Source organism: Liquorilactobacillus aquaticus DSM 21051 (assembly GCF_001436755.1).
Classification (GTDB): Bacteria; Bacillota; Bacilli; order Lactobacillales; family Lactobacillaceae; genus Liquorilactobacillus; species Liquorilactobacillus aquaticus.
Genome location: NZ_AYZD01000035.1, coordinates 13,107 through 28,788, shown reverse-complemented (window position 1 = coordinate 28,788; position 15,682 = coordinate 13,107). Strand labels below are relative to the sequence as shown.

The window sequence follows — 15,682 nt, the reverse complement described above, 5'->3', positions numbered from 1 at the left end:
TTGAGCAAAAAGATGCTTATTTTTTATAAAATGATTAATATAAGATTCTTTATTAGTTAATTCATTAATATTACAGATATTTTAAAATTAAAATTAAATTTTGTTTACAAAATATTTCTATTATTTTCATCATCAATGACAATCAGATTTAAACTACACCAGTTAAACTCGCTTATTCGTATTTTTAATACACAAAAATGGAGTATCGTCTTGCGCGATACTCCATACTAGTACTTGATTTATTCTGTTATCTTTTTGCCTCTAACTGCGCATGTTCTAGTTTTTCAGATCCAATGCTGTCCGTAATTGCTGTGAGACCTTATTAAGATTGGCTTGTGGGACAACCTCATAGGAAACACCGTCAATCGTTTTACCTTCGCCTTGCAACTGAAGCTGCTTGACGTTATCAGCCTTGCGGTACTTGCTTGCGATCGTCTTCATCTGATCGAAAGTAATATCGGTCTTCATGTTACTTGAAAGTGCGGATAGGATATCTTGATACTTCATGACACCATTCACGGTCGTAATTTTCTTGACCAGACCACTTAATACTTCACGCTGGCGTTTCTGACGTCCATAGTCACCGCGTGGATCCTGATAACGCATCCGAGTGAAGGCTAGAATATTATTCTTGTTAATCGTGACTTCACCTTTTGGAAAATGTATCCCTGAATTGGTAAAGTCTAAGTCATTATTGACTTTGATCGAGCCTAATGCTGATGAGAGCTGGACTAAACCGCCCATATTCATTTCAATATAGTGATCGATCGGTACATTCAGGTAGCTTTGAACAATGTTCATCGCACCGCTGACCCCATCATAGGCATAGGCTGCATTAAGCTTGTTATTAAACCCATGCCCAGGAATTGCGACCTTGGTATCCCGCGGGATACTTGCTAGTGTTGTTGTTTCCGTCTTAGGATTAACAACGGCGACCATAATTGTATCTGAACGGCCCTTATATGTACGACCATATTCTCCAGTATCTGTTCCTAAGAGTAAGATCGAGAACGGTTTACCCGCGTTAATACTCTTGTCACTGTCACGACCACTATTATGTTTTACCTTATTATAAGTAGTATCGACTGCTTGTTTTGCATCGCTGTACATCTTGTACATAATTAAGGCATCGACTGCAAAAAAGAGAACCAAAAAGCCCACAATGTACTTCCAAACCTTTTTCTTTCCCTTTCGGTGATGATGACGATGTCTTATCTTTTCATCTTTTGCCAAGAAAGTCACTCCAAACTAAATTAATTTATCAATTATTTCAACCACACAGATTGATTCTAACACTTTTTTAGTTAAAAGAGAATTCCCTTTCTTATACACACCTTTCAATAATCAACCCATAAGCGCTAATTTTTATGCTTAATTAAGAATTTTCGTTTCAAGCCACATTATATTACTCAAAAAGGTACGCTTTTCGTTACTTTTTTTTTGGTCATCATCGAATAATTTTACAGCAAACTAAAAACAGACCGCCTTTAAGAGGTCTGTTTTGGGGAAAGCTACTGCGCTTTTCAATTCCGTGCTGCTTTTACATTAACCTATTCATCCTCCTTTTCACTTCCGTATAAATCTCAGTAAGCAGTTCATCTGTTGGATCGCTAAAATCTTGTGCCTGCAGAATGTATTTTGTGAACATCTTATGGTAGTCTTCTTTAAAATCGTGTATCTTCTTGCTGGTATCAGAATCATTTTCAAGCATGCAAAATTTGGGCAGCGGGCAGCTCGGATAGAAATCAGCAATAAGCTTGCACAACAACTGATTCTCAAGTTCGTACATTTGCTTAGCGAATCCGATCGCACGCTTGCAAAACGCAGGGTTAGTCTCAATAACAATTTTGAATGCAATGTTGAAGACTTTTTCGCAATTAAGTATGACCTTGTTTTCTGAACTGCTAAAAATATAGCTTGAAACGTTATTCAGAAAAAACCAATCCGTCGAACGCTGTGTCACCCCGGTTAATGGGATCATGATTGTTTCGCCATAGACATACGGTAAAATGCCCTTAAAATCCATATAGCGAACCATTGCCCGCGTGAAGGCAAACGTCACCGCATTTCGTTCAACATACCGATTAACAAGCTTCTTTGTCTCGTAGTTTGATAAGCAGATTCCCTTATGAATATCAAAAACGATTGATTTAACATTTTTGATATTATATTTCTGGCAATCGAGAACCAACAGTGTGCTCCTACTTTGAATCTCGATATCCTGATCGAATTCCCCCAATGCAATAATATCTTCGATCCTACTGGTATTTACTTCGACAATTCTTCTGTACATGTGCAACTCCCCATTCCTATTTTTGTTTTTGTGAACTGGTTCAATATATAGATACGTTAAATTTGAAATTTTACACATTTTTTTAAAAAAATTTTCTAACTTTTTTTATTTACACTTCTGCGCTAGTTGTCTAAGCGCTTTCTTTCAGTGTTTAAACATAACTTTTAATCTAATATCATTAGGATGGTTCAAGGCCTTGGATCAATCTTACAAGTAATGGAGTGATCAAATTATGACAATCACAGCTGCATTTGACTTTTTACTGTCCGAAGAACGGGAACGTGTGATCTATGGTGTTCTCAAGCGCCTGCATGTTACCCCGATGCATCCCCAATACCAAGATCTTCTTCAAGAAGGTCGGATCATTTTCACTGAAGCCTATCAGGCTTATAAAAAGCTGCATCCTACTGCAGAGAATGAACGTGACTTGATGCTGTTTGCATACCAGCGGATCCGTTGGCGTCTACTGGATATTCTGCGCAAGGAACAACAGCATCTCTCCAACTGCCTTAGTATGGAAAGTATCTTGTCAGCCGATGAGAGCGGTCTCGAACTCTCCTTCGAAGCTGCCGATCCAGCCACACTTGATCTTGAAGATGAAACTTTAAACTGTGAACTCTACGAACATCTGCTTGCAAAATGTACCGCAAATGAAGCAAAATATCTGCGTCAAAGCTTTGTCTTTATGAGATCGATGACTGAGATTGCAAAAATGTATGGCGTTTCACGGCAAACGATCTATAATTGGCGTGCTGGCATTCAAAGAAAAGCCAGGTATCTCCTGGCAGAAGAACTATCTGCCGCGTAAACTTGCCGTTTGTATAAGGGATCAGACTCTAGCGAACTGTCTCCTATTTTTGTCGAGCGGCTTTACCGACAATAAACACTCTTTGATTTTTATATCTATGCATTTTTTTGCGTTTTTTAGTTTCAAAGCTTTTAAAAATGCATTTTAATGGAAAATAAAGTTTATTTATACATTATCTTGGTGTAAAATTTGAGCATGATTAGTGAAAAAATGGGGGAATCTCGTTTTTTCTGATCAAGCTATTATTTATCCCAACGAGGTGAATCCTTTGACAAAAAAAGCAACTCCCGTACAGCAAGTGACGCTGATGAGCATGATGTTGATGATTTTTACATCGACTTTTGCCTTCGATAACACTTCGATCGCATATTACACGATGGGTTATGCCGGTATCATCTGGTATATTCTTGCCGCACTGCTCTTCTTCGTTCCCTCTTCCTTGATGTTCGCCGAATTCGGTTCCGCGCTGCATAATGAACCCGGCGGTGTTTATTCATGGCTGCAAAGGTCCTTAGGTACCAAGTGGGCTTTTATCGGCGGTTTCGTCTGGCTGGCATCCTGGATCATTTTGATCGTTTCAACTGTCTCAAAAATTTGGATCATGCTGTCTACAACTCTTTCGGGTGCGGATCGTACCGATCTTTGGCGGCTTTTCGGACTCGACTCGACCACAACACTCGGACTGATCAGCATTATCTTCTTTTGCACGATCACCTTCATCTCGACCAAAGGTTTGGGTAAAATCGTCCATCTAGCCGCAATTGGCGGATTAGCAGCCGTAGCGATCACAGTTTTTTTCTTCGTTATCAGCTTCATTGTTCTGATCGCAAATCATTTTGAGCTGGCACAGCCGGTTCACTTGCCCAAGAGTCTCTTTGTCTCCCCGCGCAAAAGCTATCAATCACTGAGCCAGACTGTCTCCTTCGTGATTTTCGCTGTCTATGCTTATGCCGGGATTGAAGCCCTGGGTGGTGTTTCCGACCGAATGAAAAACGCTAAGAAAAACTTCGCGATCGCAATGGGCTTGGGAACACTGGCGATCACCGCCGTCTATGCCCTCTTCATCTTCATGTGGGGCTTTTCTGCCAATTGGACCAAGACCTTCAGTGATTCTTCAGTCAATCTGGGCAACACGACCTACGTTCTGATGAGCAACCTTGGTTATACGCTTGCGGTCTCGCTTGGATTAGACAACATGGCTGCGACTTTTAGCTTTTGGTGTGCTCGTTTTGCGGCCTTCATGATGCTGCTGAGCTATTGCGGCTCCTTCTTCGTGATTGCTTTCATGCCGATCAAGTCCTTTATTCTCGGAACGCCAAAAGCACTATGGCCGCGGTCATTAACTAAGCTTAATCGGCATCAAATGCCCGCCAACGCCATGTGGGGACAAGCAGTTATCGTCTCGATCTTACTGGCACTAACTTCCTTCGGCGGCAAAACTGCAGTCAGCTTTTACAATGTCTTGACCTTGATGGATAATATCTCGTCAACATTGCCCTATCTCTTCTTAGTGACCGCTTTTGCGCTCTTTAAATTCAAGAATCCGCTCAAGCAGGATTTCATCTTCTTCAAAAGCAGTTCGCTAACCTACCTGGTCGTTGGGCTAACAGATATCCTGCTGATCGTTGGAATTGGCGCAACTGTTGTTTCGTCGATTTCAGCTCAGCAATACTGGGATCTTTTTCTTGAGATCGTTGGACCGATCTTATTCGGATTGATCGGATATGTGCTGTATCTAATCTATAAATACAAGAACGCTTAATCAATAATAAACAACAAATAATCCTCTGAATTGACTTTTTAGTCTGACTCAGAGGATTATTTTCACCCATATATTTTAGTCACTTGAACACTGACGCGAGCTCTTAAAGCTAAAGGCTCACAATGTTTTCACATTCTCGACTTCCGTAATTTGCTCATACTGGCTTAGAGAAATCACAATGAAACTCAATTCCTCTTCACGCTGGATAGTAAAATTAAGCTTGAAAATCAAGTTTTCAGAATCATACGCCAACACGATCGCCTGTAATTTCTTGACCTTTTTATTCCTCAATTCGTTAACGATTTTTTCCATCATCTGCGTATCACCTTTTAGATGGACGATCAAACGCCCCTCCAGTGAACCTGGCAAACCATCTAAAAAGTTCCGTTGATGCAATAAGATCTGAACTAATAAAATCAATACCGTAGCAAAAAGTGCCAGCAAGTGCATCCCCGCGCCGACAGCCAAGCCGATCGCAGTCACACACCAGATACTGGCGGAGGTAGTAAGGCCCTCAACACCATGTCGATACGTCAAGATGGCCCCAACACCGATGAATCCGATACTGCTAACAACCTGCGAAGCAACTCTTGAAGGATCTAAGTCCACTTGAGAATAACTTAAAACATCGAAGAAGGCATATTTTGAAATTATCATCATCAAGGCAGCTCCTAGTGCGATCAGCATATGGGTTCGGATACCGGCTGACTTCAAGCGGAGTTGGCGTTCATAGCCCACTAGTCCGCCATAGACCGCCGCTTCCAGCAGTCTTAAAAAGTAATCTATTTGTGTTTCCATCAGCGATCATCTCCATCTCCTGCCCTCGATATGCTTATCACCGTATCCATTATCATTTAATATCTGCTTCAGAAAAAAATTTCTTGCTATTCTATCTCACAACTCAAAGTGCGCTTTAGACTCTGGATTTTCCTGCCCGTCTAAACTTTCAAAAAGAAAGAGCCATTCATTAACAATACGCTCCAAGCTGAAGTCGCGTGCACGTCGCAGTGATAATTCACTAAAATGCTGTCGGTTAAGCAAGCTGTTCATCAAGGAAAGCATTTGCCTGTAAAGATCCATCACATCATGATCCTTAGTTAAAACGCCGTACTTTCCCTTTTGGAGATATTCCTGTGCTCCCGTGTTCCACATACTAACGATCGGGAGCCCAAAGTTCATTGCTTCCCCTATTACCAGAGGCAGTCCTTCCCATCTGGAAGTCATTAAGAAAATTGAGGCTTTTCGGTAACATTCCTGCAATTCATGGCCCGACAGTGGACCTAGGAAAAGAATTTTTTTGCCCAGTTTTTTAACCTCGATATTACTTTCCAACCATTCTTTATCGTTTCCTTCACCGACCAATTTTATCTGCCAATCATCCGGCAAAAGCGCCGCTAATTCTAAGAGATAATCGAGACCCTTATGTTGAATATCGAGCCGACAGACTGAGATAATGACCTTTTCCGTTAACTCGCTTCTGCCATTATTTTCCAAGGTGACAGGATTATGGATCCTCACTGTATTCGGATTATGTTTCGCAAATTCAACTGCATCGGGCTCTGTTAGAGCTACCACTGTATCAACAGCTCCGAGCCCCGTTAAAAGTTCGGCCTTCATTCCCTTATAATATTGTTCCATATATGTCTTATAATTGTTATGCATCCATGCAACAAGCTTAACTGCAGGTACTCTTTCTTTTATCAATGGCGCAAAACTTGTAAAAAGACCGGCCGTAAGGACAACGAGATCAATTTTCATGTCTTCAATGGTCGCTACTAGATCATTAATCTGTTGGCTATTTCTCTGAAGCGGACGGTCCTCACTAAAACTTTTACCAGAATTGACCGGATGCTTAGCTTTTATCAATGGAGCTTCTAAATGAAAGAATGATTCATTAGTCGACAACGAATAATAGGCGAGATTGTGCTTTTCAGCCAGCTTATTGCCAACGACGGTTGCCACTCTTTTGACGCCATCCATTTGCAGGTTTTCAATACAAATTAAAATATTCATAAGCAACTCACTCCTGACTTGTATGCTAGGATATGCTTGGATGGTGCTCTTAGCTAAAAAATTTCTGCGCATTTCTTCCTATATTAATAATTCACAAAAGGTTGTCTTTTTTCGTCTGCACTCTTTCAGGAAAATAACTGCCTTCTTTTGTTCTATGGACATTTTCCGCAGGTCTTAAATTATAAAAGAAAACCCTCCAAGTTTGCACACCGAGAGGGCTCCTACTAGCTGAATTTATAATCGAGATTTGCACGATACTGCAAGTTCTAGTTGGGATTTTCACTTTGCCATACTTGCAACGACAGCATCAAGAAGAAAACTACAATCTTTAATTATCTAGGTATTCTACACTCAGAATACCGCGCATCGCAAGCGCTGTCAAAGAAAGTGTTTCCGCATGCGAACCACTTCGAAATATATAGTCTTAACCACTTAGTTGCTTTGGGACCACTTCAATTCATCACTTGTCGTTAGCAAAAAAACCCATGACAAGGTAATCTTATGTCACGAGCTTCTCTCATTCTATAAAAACAGCCTCTATAAACTATTTGTCTTTTAATTTATACAGCGGTATCTGTCTTGGTCAGTCCATTCAACTTCAACATATCTTCCACGGAAATCTCAAAGTCCAATTGGGCATTGTTCTTAATATGTTCTTCATGAGCAGCCTTGGGCAGCGGCAAAACATCATTTTGCAGAACAAATCTGATCGCTAACTGCGCGACACTGACATCGTATTTAGCCGCTATTTCCTTAATAGCTGCATTTTGTAGAATACCACCAGTTGCTAATGGGGAGTACGCCTCAACCAAAATATCATTATCCTTGGCAAACTTAGTTGTCTGCGGTTCCGTATAGCCAACGAAGTATCGAATCTGATCAACTGCCGGTTTTACCTTGGCATCTGTCAGAATATTCTGCAGATCATGAGCATTGAAGTTAGAAACTCCGATCGCTCGAACTTTTCCACCAGCGTAGATATCCTGCATCGCCTTCCATACCTCAACGTTCTCCTTGTCGTAGTTTGCACCTTTTTCAGCCCATGGCCATGGAGCATGAACTAGATATAAATCAAGATAGTCTGCATCAAGTGCCTCCATCGTCGAGCGAAAGTCTTCCATTGCCCCAGTGTAAGTTTTTGTTTCAGCGGGCAGTTTAGATGTTAGAAAAATATCCTCGCGTTTTATACCTGAGTCGCGAATAGCTTTCCCAACACTTCTTTCATTACGGTAAACCTTAGCCGTATCAATATGGCGATACTCAGCCTTCAAAGCTGCCGCAACAGCACCATAAGTTTGTTCTCCATCTGGAATCTGCCAGGTACCAAAACCAACCTTTGGAATCTTCACTCCATTGTTCAAAGTAAATGTATCCGTTAAAATTGACATAAAATTCCTCCTCTAGAATATCGCTCAGATTGAATCGATCAGCAACCACATTATCTCATTTACATTGAAAAATAACGAGGAAAGCGGCTTGAGTTTTAGTCTTAAAACTAATAAGTTGTTAGGATGACTTAGACTACAGTGACTTGCTTGAGATATCCTTCGCCTTCATCTTCTCCAGTTCTTTTTTTGTCTTCTTATTTCGCGCCTCAATTGCTTCAAACCAAATTCCGTTTAAAATTACTTCCCCACCGATCAAGACAAGGAACATTGGCAAAGTGAAGCCTTGTGTAAACATCTTATAAAGAATAAACACTAAATAGACTACTCCTGGAAGCGCACCGAACCATTTAGGTAAATAACGATCCAAAATATGTAAAACGACAACAAACAACAACGCATATAAATAACCTTTAAAATTAAACATCTTTCTTTTTTTCCTCCTTATAAACCTGAATCAGTTCCTTAGCCACACTTAAAGAAACTTTTTCATCAATTACCATCTGCATAACTTTGGTCACAAAAACATCATCCCCCTGCTGGTCATGCAAACCAATTTTTTGAATAATCTTGTTGAGACGCATCCTGACAGTTGGATAACTGACCTCATAAATTTTAGCTAATTGTTTCAGAGAACCTGAGGCCACGACAAGCTGCTTAATAAATTCCTGATCCTCAGGTTCTAATGTGATAAACCAATCCATTTTTCGCCCTTCCTTTAACATTATTTATTTAATATTAACATTGTTGAATAAAAAGTCAAATATAATTTAATAAAAAGCATTTAATTCACCATGATTGATCATAAGACCTCAATCCATCACTTATTTGTCCAGTCTTTTCGATCTGAAATCTGAGGCGATCAAAAAAACATCTTCATCAGCATGCGTTGTCGCTGATTTTGAAGATGTTTTTTGCTTAAATTTATTCAGAAATTACTGGACGTTTTAGCTATGCCAAACTTCCTTTGCTGTTTCAATCACTAACTTAATTTTCTTCCACTGATCATCTTCGGTCAGATGATTTCCTTCTTCAGTCGAAGCAAAACCACATTGTGGAGATAAACATAAATCATCCAGTACAATATACTGACTAGCAGCGGCAATTCGCTCTTTTAATAACGTCTTGTCTTCCAATGCTGGTTTCTTAGTCGTAACTAACCCGAGTACTACGCGCTGGGAGCGACCATTGTCAGCAATCTTCTTCAATGGTTCGAAACCGCCTGAACGTTCATCATCATATTCCAAGAAATAACCATCAATATGCAGCTGGGCCAAGTAGTCCGCAACTGGATCATACGCACCAGCGCCTGCCCAATTTGAATCATAATTACCGCGACAGACGTGCATTGTCAAGACAAGATCATCCGGCTTATTATCCGCGATAGCGTTGATAGCCTTAACTGCCGCTTCGCATAATGGTTTTAGCTCGGGATTGATCACATTTTTTGAAAAACTTGCCCACATTCCCCATGAGGTGTCGTCAATTTGAAGATAACGACAACCAAGGTCATAGAAATGCTGGACAGTTTTTTGATAGGCTTCGATTTCATCGGCCAAAAATGCTTCTAAATCATATTGATAATGTTCATCGTAAACTTCAGCGTCCTTATTGGGGAAGAAAACAGATGGGCTGGGAATTGTCTGTTTTGCGACCACACCTTCAGGGACGATGCTGTTTAAATATTCAAAGCCCGCAAAAAATGGATGATCTGGATTATAAGCAAGCTTATCGGTGATCTTAACCCCGCCTTTTCTGGTCTCTTGCCCGTTGAAAATAAAGCCATGGTCCGGCTCAAAAAATTCTGCACCCTTTAAACCGTCAAAAAAGTCTAAATGCCACCAACTGCGTCTGAATTCACCATCGGTTACATCCCTTAAACCTAATTGCACTTGCTTGTCGACAATCTTTTTAATTTCTTCATCTTCGATCGCAGTCAGTGTTGCTTGTTCAAGCTTACCATTCTGAAAAGCTGCCCGTGCTTGTTTCAACCTTTCGGGTCTTAAGAAACTGCCTGCGGTATCATACCTGCAGGGATATTGTGTTACACTAGTTGCGTTTGTCATTAATCTCTCTCCTTTAATTTTTAATACAAAAAAAGCCCTCGGAATAAATAAAATTCCAAGGGCGAACGAAACAGTCGCGGTACCACCTTTTGTTTTGTCTAATTCACATTAGACAACTCTGAGAGTACGGGTGCATATTGCACTATACTCCAGTACGTTAATGCGTACCACACAATGCTTCCTTGCAAATGCTCGAAAACATACCGCTCCAAGACCATTTTCACTATCAAATTACCGCTCACTTTCATCATTGCATGAGCTCTCTTGAGACAACCTTGATCGTTACTCATCTTTTCATTGCATTAAATTATTATTATTCTCTCATTGATTTAACATTCTATCTTTCGAAAAAACATTTGTCAAGTAAATCTTTTTAGGCAGTTGTTTCAAAAAATTGTTTTAATAGGATCAAACTATTTCAATTTCTTTTTAGGAGTAATTCTGTGCTGAATTTTCTTTTCACATAAAGTATATCGTTTGTTTCAAGCAGGATTGCTGATCTATGCCCTCTCTTTATTCAATTTGTTCAAGCTCGTTCTTACTATGCTGAGTTTATTCGATTAGCGTTTTCAAACACTGTTAGATCGACACTGCAACCTCAAGTTGCGTGCTCAGCATCCATAAATAGACAGGATAGATATTTACTTAGCTTTATTCTTATGGATAATTGAAGAAGTATTCAACAGGAGGTTAATACATAATCATGAAAAATATTTTTTCACATCAATTAATAACGTTGCGAAGGCGAAAGAAGCTATCCCAAAATGACCTCGCACGTAAATTATATGTTTCACGCCAATCCATTTCAAAATGGGAAAACGGTGAGAATGAACCAGGCATTGATAAGCTGATCACTTTAAGTGAAATTCTGGGTGTCAGTTTAGACTTCTTGATCCTAGGTAAGGATAATATGAACGATCTGATCCTTAAAATCAGCGGCTTAACGAAAGCATTCGCACAGCCAGTTTTGAATGGGATCGATCTGAATATTTACGGTAAAGACCGCATCGCCCTCCTTGGCAGCAATGGCGCGGGAAAATCTACTCTCGTCAAAGTCATCTACGGCGAACTGCAGCCTGACACCGGCCGTGTTGCAAGTTACATTAATAATAAGGATGATCTCAATGTCATGACTCAAGATGATGTTTTGATGGAAGATCTCAAAGTTATTGAACAAGTTCAGTTAGCTGCATTGATTGATAAAGTCTACTCCGAGGAATTCATTGAACAGCTCATCCGCAAATTCCGTCTGGAGAAACAGAAGAACACCTTTGTCGGTAAGCTTTCAGGCGGGCAAAAAAGGCGCTTATCCCTTCTGCTTACTCTCTTGCGCGATTCTAAATTGTTGATCTTAGATGAGCCAACTGTCGGAATGGATCTGGAGTCAATCGATTTTTTCTGGCGCTACTTGGACCATGTTGGCGGCTGCGTTATCACGATCACCCATGATTTTAATCAGATAGACAAGTATTTTTCTCGTGTTCTATTATTGAAGGATGGCAAAATTATGCAAGATGTCTCAGTCGATAAGATTCATAGTCACAATCAAACGATTGAACAATGGTACCGCCAATTCAACAATGAGGAGGAACACGTAAAATGATTAAATTGATTCAGTTAAAGCAGGTTTTGCGAAATCGCCGTTTTGTCTTTTTTACAATTATCATCCCCTGCTTTTGGTATTTATTCATGCTTAATCTTCTGAAAAATGATCAACAAGTCGGCCAAACAATCAAATACAATTGGTTTTTAGTAGCATGTTTAATGGGGATCGCAGGAAATTCTATCGTGACCTTCAGCAAACGCATCAACAACGGCAGTCGCTTTTACCTGTTTAAAGCTAAGCTCTCGCACTACTCAATATGGCATTTTATGGCAGATCAGCTTATCACACAACTGATTTTAAACAGTATGATCATGGTCATTATTGTTATCATTGGGCTTTTGTTGGGGACGCTTAGTTTAGATATGACATTATTGATCTCGCTGATACTTTTGAACGTTTTTGGAGTCTATTACAGTATCATCGGCTTTGTCCTGGGACTCATCATGGAGACTGCAGCACTTGATGCCAGCGGAGCACCCTTGATGATCGTTGCCGCACTCTTTATTGTGCCTTTTAACACTTTCATCAATAATGGCTTTGCACATTTCATAACTTCTGTTCAAAAACTATTTCCGGGTTATTATTTATATTCCCTTAGCCGGCATCTGCTTGAACAGTCTGCACTCACTCCTGATCTAACAAAGTTTTGCCTTTCATTCTGTCTCACGCTCCTGCCGTTTCTTCTCATCCTGTGGTTTAAATTGATTAAGAAAGCGAGGTAAGTCAAATGATGCAGCATTTACATGACTATGTAAAAGAAAATTACGAACGGGGAAACTTCCAGACGTACAACGAACCCGACTGGTCAAAAACCGAGCATTCCTATAAAAACTGTTCATATCAGCAGAACACCTCGGATGATTATCAACTTGGCTATCAGCAAGCCCGCCGAGATTACGAGACACAGCATGCATTCCGCCATTATCCCGAAGAATTAGTTAAATTGACTAACAAGTTAGTTAATGGGCGCGTCTCGGAGATCTTGGAATACATCAAGGGCTACAATGCGGGGAAAGAAGAACTTCTGCATAAATAAAAAGCAGATACCGAAAAACAAGCAAGTTCTTGGAGCAACCTTGCGGAAATTCATTTCAAGTCCGTTTAAACTGTTATAATAATTAAAATAACAGTTATGGTGGTGAGTAGACTTGGAAACAACTATCGGGAAAATATTGCTGAACGCACGCAAAGAACAACACATGACGCAAAATGAAGTAAGCACCGGAATCTGTTCGCAAGCAATGCTTTCAAGTATTGAACATGACAAATATAGTCCAAATGTTGAACTTGTTATTGCTCTTTGTCAGCGGCTGACAATCAACCTCGAATCTTTAAGCTTGGCGAAAAATTATGCTATTTCTGGCAATATGGACTTTAATAAGCGGCTCATTTCCTTATGTAATGCACATCAATATACTGAATTATTAACTTTTCTGCAATCACCCGCTGTACTTTCTGCAATTGAAACACCCGCACAAACGCAATCTTATTATTATTATCTGGCCGTGGCTGAATTTCAAACTTCTAAAAAAACAGAGCGTGCTAGCGAAAAACTTAAGCTTGCTCTAGCAGAACATAAACCAGGCACACCTTTAAGCACACTCGATCGTCTCTGTCTAGCCAGCTTGGCCTTTTTTAAAAACAGCAATGTTACCGAAGAAGACCGCTTATACAAGCAGGCATTCATTGGATTGGAAAGCACACCCTACTCGGCTAATCTTAATATCCTTTATTATTTGAGTGCCTTTTCTGCTTATCAGAAGCTGGACTATGAAAAGTGTGTTCAGCGGTTATTAGCTGGAATCGACTTCATCACAGCCCACGATTCGCATTACATGCTGGCAAATATCTATTACTTACTGGCAAAAACCGCGCAGAAGCTTAACGATGCCGATCAAAAAGCTGAATCTGAAGAACGTGCCACCCTCTTTGAGGAACTCTTCGACGAAAATATTTTTCGCAATTTTTGAAATATAAGAACTCTTATTTTTGGTGACTGCTCCTTTTAGCTATGATTAGATCATCAACTGAGAGGAGTTACAACATTATGAAAGAATTATTTACAAACCTGATCACCATCAACACTAAGCCCGAGGCCATTCAAAACGTGCTCAAAAATCCGCAGCGCCTGCTTGAATGGATACCAGAGATTCAGAGTGTTAAAGCAGGAGAAAATCATTTTCACATTAGACGTATTTCTTCCGCACTCAATCAGCTAGAGGTATTGTCTGTCACCACAACAACCGACAGCATCACCTATCATAGTACAAAAGGTCGACTAGAGTATGATCTCGTCTTCAAATTAACCGGTGCCGACGATCAAACAATCGTTGCACAAACCTTACTGTTGAAAAGTAAAACGCCGTTATCCTTACCGGCTGGTCTGCTGGCTCCTATTGCTAAGCATGCTTTTAAGCAAAACTTGAATGGACTAAAAAATTTAGTTGAAGTCCTCGCGTACCAAGATTGATGCTTAACGTTTCAACAATCAATTTAAGTTTTGCGAATATCTAGGTTCTTTGTTGCTTGAGCTTGTCTGCTTAGTAATTATTTATGAAACCAGAGTAAAACTTTTTAGTATTTTTAATGACTTTCTCTTTCAAAAACAAGGGGCATCCGGTTTATAGTCGGTTGCCCCTTGTTTTTTTCTGTTTGTGGAGATTTAGTATTATACAAAAAAAACAGTCCAGCAAGATAAAGTTTAAGCTTTTCACACTTTCCTTTTTTTCTTTCGATCTAACTAACTTAATCTTTAACAACCTTAAATCTCTTCAAAATCATCATCAATTTTATTAATTATCTCGCTGGACTGCTGATAAATAAGGGATAGTCAAACTCTAACCTCTTTTCTAACCATCTCGCGACGGCTTCTTTTGCCCAACTACTATGCAAGCATAATGTTGTGGCTTTCGATTATAGCGTTTGCTATAACCCCTTACACTCTGTATTATATAGCATATTGATTTTATTGCAAGCGATTACACTTATTGGATAAAACATTCCCAATAGACCGCATGAAATCTTGGCTTCTTCCTTGATGGCCTCCGTCTTGTTTTTATAATCAACATTACTCATGATAAGAATGCTTGACGTATTTATTTTAAAATTGATATACTTTGTGCACAATTCTAATTCTTAATATGGGGGGAAATATTATGATCTTTGGTCATATTCTTTTTGGAACAATCGCTGTAATTGGTGTTTTAATGCTGGAAGTCGGATTTTATCGCGACTTCGCACGTCTTAATTTAACTCAAAAATTAGGTATCTTTTTGACCATTTTTGGACTTTTTGCAACAACAGCTCTGGGAATTTTCTTGGCTGGCAGTTTTCTTGCCGGCATGATCGTCAGTGTCATTGGGATTTTCTTACTAGGCATGCTGGTGAGACCAGTATTTAGTTCGGATAAAACAAAATAAAATTTCATCATCTTCCTAAATAAGGAACTGGATCAAAAGTTAAATTTTGATCCAGTTCCTTATTTATTCCTTTATTGATTTCGTTAAATGTGTTCCATATTTCAAAATTCTCCGTCTGACTTTGAATTACTCATAGCAAAAAATACATCATTTACGCAATCACACATTAGTACTTAAATGTTATCAACTATGTTACACGACCATTTATTGAACTGCTTAGAAGCAGCATTGTTTGGGAGAAACTACAATTATTAGGAATTGGTCATCTTTAAGCTGTTTATCTTTATAGAAATTATTTTTTAAGCCAAAATTCACGCAAAAAAAAACAGC

The 15,682-nt window shown here is 39.5% G+C and carries 16 protein-coding genes and 1 other annotated feature; of the genes, 8 read left to right on the top strand and 8 right to left on the bottom strand.

The features are described from left to right. Nucleotides 1-276: 276 nt before the first annotated feature. Both FC19_RS11155 and FC19_RS11150 read right to left on the bottom strand, forming a co-directional pair. On the bottom strand, nucleotides 277-1,233 hold the full coding sequence (locus FC19_RS11155; RefSeq protein ID WP_157061327.1) for an LCP family glycopolymer transferase: 957 nt from the start codon (nucleotides 1,231-1,233) through the stop codon (nucleotides 277-279). Between the two features lie 307 nt (nucleotides 1,234-1,540). Next, entirely contained in the window at nucleotides 1,541-2,293 is a 753-nt protein-coding gene (locus FC19_RS11150; protein ID WP_057877010.1) for a hypothetical protein, read from the bottom strand. Nucleotides 2,294-2,525: 232 nt separating this feature from the next. Between FC19_RS11150 and FC19_RS11145 the strand changes: the two genes are divergently transcribed. Together FC19_RS11145 and yjeM are read left to right on the top strand one after the other, a co-directional pair. Next, nucleotides 2,526-3,101: a sigma-70 family RNA polymerase sigma factor gene (locus FC19_RS11145; protein ID WP_057877009.1), complete on the top strand. Its 576-nt coding sequence runs from the start codon at nucleotides 2,526-2,528 to the stop codon at nucleotides 3,099-3,101. A gap of 202 nt (nucleotides 3,102-3,303) precedes the next feature. Beyond that, a complete protein-coding gene (gene yjeM / locus FC19_RS11140; protein ID WP_235809382.1) occupies nucleotides 3,304-4,863 on the top strand; it encodes a glutamate/gamma-aminobutyrate family transporter YjeM in 1,560 nt (519 codons plus the stop codon). Nucleotides 4,864-4,980: 117 nt separating this feature from the next. Here yjeM and FC19_RS11135 read toward each other — a convergent pair whose 3' ends face one another. The 6 genes from FC19_RS11135 to FC19_RS11110 form a co-directional block, all read right to left on the bottom strand. Further along, complete coding sequence (locus tag FC19_RS11135; protein WP_057877008.1) at nucleotides 4,981-5,661, bottom strand: MgtC/SapB family protein; 681 nt, start codon at nucleotides 5,659-5,661, stop codon at nucleotides 4,981-4,983. A 96-nt stretch (nucleotides 5,662-5,757) separates the two neighbouring features. Beyond that, on the bottom strand, nucleotides 5,758-6,876 hold the full coding sequence (locus FC19_RS11130) for a glycosyltransferase (protein ID WP_057877007.1): 1,119 nt from the start codon (nucleotides 6,874-6,876) through the stop codon (nucleotides 5,758-5,760). Nucleotides 6,877-7,436: 560 nt separating this feature from the next. Further along, on the bottom strand, nucleotides 7,437-8,264 hold the full coding sequence (locus tag FC19_RS11125) for an aldo/keto reductase (protein WP_057877006.1): 828 nt from the start codon (nucleotides 8,262-8,264) through the stop codon (nucleotides 7,437-7,439). 133 nt (nucleotides 8,265-8,397) lie between these two features. Beyond that, nucleotides 8,398-8,688: a hypothetical protein gene (locus FC19_RS11120; RefSeq protein WP_057877005.1), complete on the bottom strand. Its 291-nt coding sequence runs from the start codon at nucleotides 8,686-8,688 to the stop codon at nucleotides 8,398-8,400. Beyond that, a complete protein-coding gene (locus FC19_RS11115; RefSeq protein WP_057877004.1) occupies nucleotides 8,681-8,965 on the bottom strand; it encodes a DUF2089 family protein in 285 nt (94 codons plus the stop codon). Before FC19_RS11115 ends, FC19_RS11120 begins: the two co-directional genes overlap by 8 nt. 243 nt (nucleotides 8,966-9,208) lie before the next feature. After that, on the bottom strand, nucleotides 9,209-10,327 hold the full coding sequence (locus tag FC19_RS11110; protein ID WP_057877003.1) for a 5-methyltetrahydropteroyltriglutamate--homocysteine S-methyltransferase: 1,119 nt from the start codon (nucleotides 10,325-10,327) through the stop codon (nucleotides 9,209-9,211). Nucleotides 10,328-10,381: 54 nt separating this feature from the next. Next, nucleotides 10,382-10,634: a binding site (T-box leader), on the bottom strand. 396 nt (nucleotides 10,635-11,030) lie between these two features. Between FC19_RS11110 and FC19_RS11105 the strand changes: the two genes are divergently transcribed. The 6 genes from FC19_RS11105 (at nucleotide 11,031) to FC19_RS11080 (ending at nucleotide 15,352) form a co-directional block, all read left to right on the top strand. Beyond that, entirely contained in the window at nucleotides 11,031-11,930 is a 900-nt protein-coding gene (locus FC19_RS11105; RefSeq protein WP_057877002.1) for an XRE family transcriptional regulator, read from the top strand. Then, nucleotides 11,927-12,655 carry an ABC transporter permease gene (locus tag FC19_RS11100; RefSeq protein WP_057877001.1) on the top strand — a complete coding sequence of 243 codons (729 nt, stop codon included), beginning with the start codon at nucleotides 11,927-11,929 and terminating at the stop codon, nucleotides 12,653-12,655. The genes FC19_RS11105 and FC19_RS11100 overlap by 4 nt, the downstream gene beginning before the upstream one ends. A 5-nt stretch (nucleotides 12,656-12,660) precedes the next feature. Next, entirely contained in the window at nucleotides 12,661-12,969 is a 309-nt protein-coding gene (locus FC19_RS11095) for a hypothetical protein (protein ID WP_057877000.1), read from the top strand. A 112-nt stretch (nucleotides 12,970-13,081) separates the two neighbouring features. Next, on the top strand, nucleotides 13,082-13,903 hold the full coding sequence (locus tag FC19_RS11090) for a helix-turn-helix domain-containing protein (RefSeq protein ID WP_057876999.1): 822 nt from the start codon (nucleotides 13,082-13,084) through the stop codon (nucleotides 13,901-13,903). Between the two features lie 41 nt (nucleotides 13,904-13,944). Further along, a complete protein-coding gene (locus tag FC19_RS11085; RefSeq protein WP_235809381.1) occupies nucleotides 13,945-14,403 on the top strand; it encodes an SRPBCC family protein in 459 nt (152 codons plus the stop codon). 685 nt (nucleotides 14,404-15,088) lie between these two features. Beyond that, a complete protein-coding gene (locus FC19_RS11080) occupies nucleotides 15,089-15,352 on the top strand; it encodes a hypothetical protein (RefSeq protein WP_057876997.1) in 264 nt (87 codons plus the stop codon). Nucleotides 15,353-15,682: the final 330 nt, after the last annotated feature.

Bases quoted from the DNA above. Each gene is read 5' to 3' on its own strand.
- FC19_RS11130 (WP_057877007.1), bottom strand. From the start codon at position 6,876: ATGAATATTTTAATTTGTATTGAAAACCTGCAAATGGATGGCGTCAAA.
- FC19_RS11085 (WP_235809381.1), top strand. From the start codon at position 13,945: ATGATTAGATCATCAACTGAGAGGAGTTACAACATTATGAAAGAATTA.
- FC19_RS11080 (WP_057876997.1), top strand. From the start codon at position 15,089: ATGATCTTTGGTCATATTCTTTTTGGAACAATCGCTGTAATTGGTGTT.
- FC19_RS11115 (WP_057877004.1), bottom strand. From the start codon at position 8,965: ATGGATTGGTTTATCACATTAGAACCTGAGGATCAGGAATTTATTAAG.
- FC19_RS11105 (WP_057877002.1), top strand. From the start codon at position 11,031: ATGAAAAATATTTTTTCACATCAATTAATAACGTTGCGAAGGCGAAAG.
- FC19_RS11145 (WP_057877009.1), top strand. From the start codon at position 2,526: ATGACAATCACAGCTGCATTTGACTTTTTACTGTCCGAAGAACGGGAA.
- FC19_RS11110 (WP_057877003.1), bottom strand. From the start codon at position 10,327: ATGACAAACGCAACTAGTGTAACACAATATCCCTGCAGGTATGATACC.
- FC19_RS11125 (WP_057877006.1), bottom strand. From the start codon at position 8,264: ATGTCAATTTTAACGGATACATTTACTTTGAACAATGGAGTGAAGATT.
- FC19_RS11095 (WP_057877000.1), top strand. From the start codon at position 12,661: ATGATGCAGCATTTACATGACTATGTAAAAGAAAATTACGAACGGGGA.
- FC19_RS11150 (WP_057877010.1), bottom strand. From the start codon at position 2,293: ATGTACAGAAGAATTGTCGAAGTAAATACCAGTAGGATCGAAGATATT.
- FC19_RS11120 (WP_057877005.1), bottom strand. From the start codon at position 8,688: ATGTTTAATTTTAAAGGTTATTTATATGCGTTGTTGTTTGTTGTCGTT.
- FC19_RS11100 (WP_057877001.1), top strand. From the start codon at position 11,927: ATGATTAAATTGATTCAGTTAAAGCAGGTTTTGCGAAATCGCCGTTTT.
- FC19_RS11135 (WP_057877008.1), bottom strand. From the start codon at position 5,661: ATGGAAACACAAATAGATTACTTTTTAAGACTGCTGGAAGCGGCGGTC.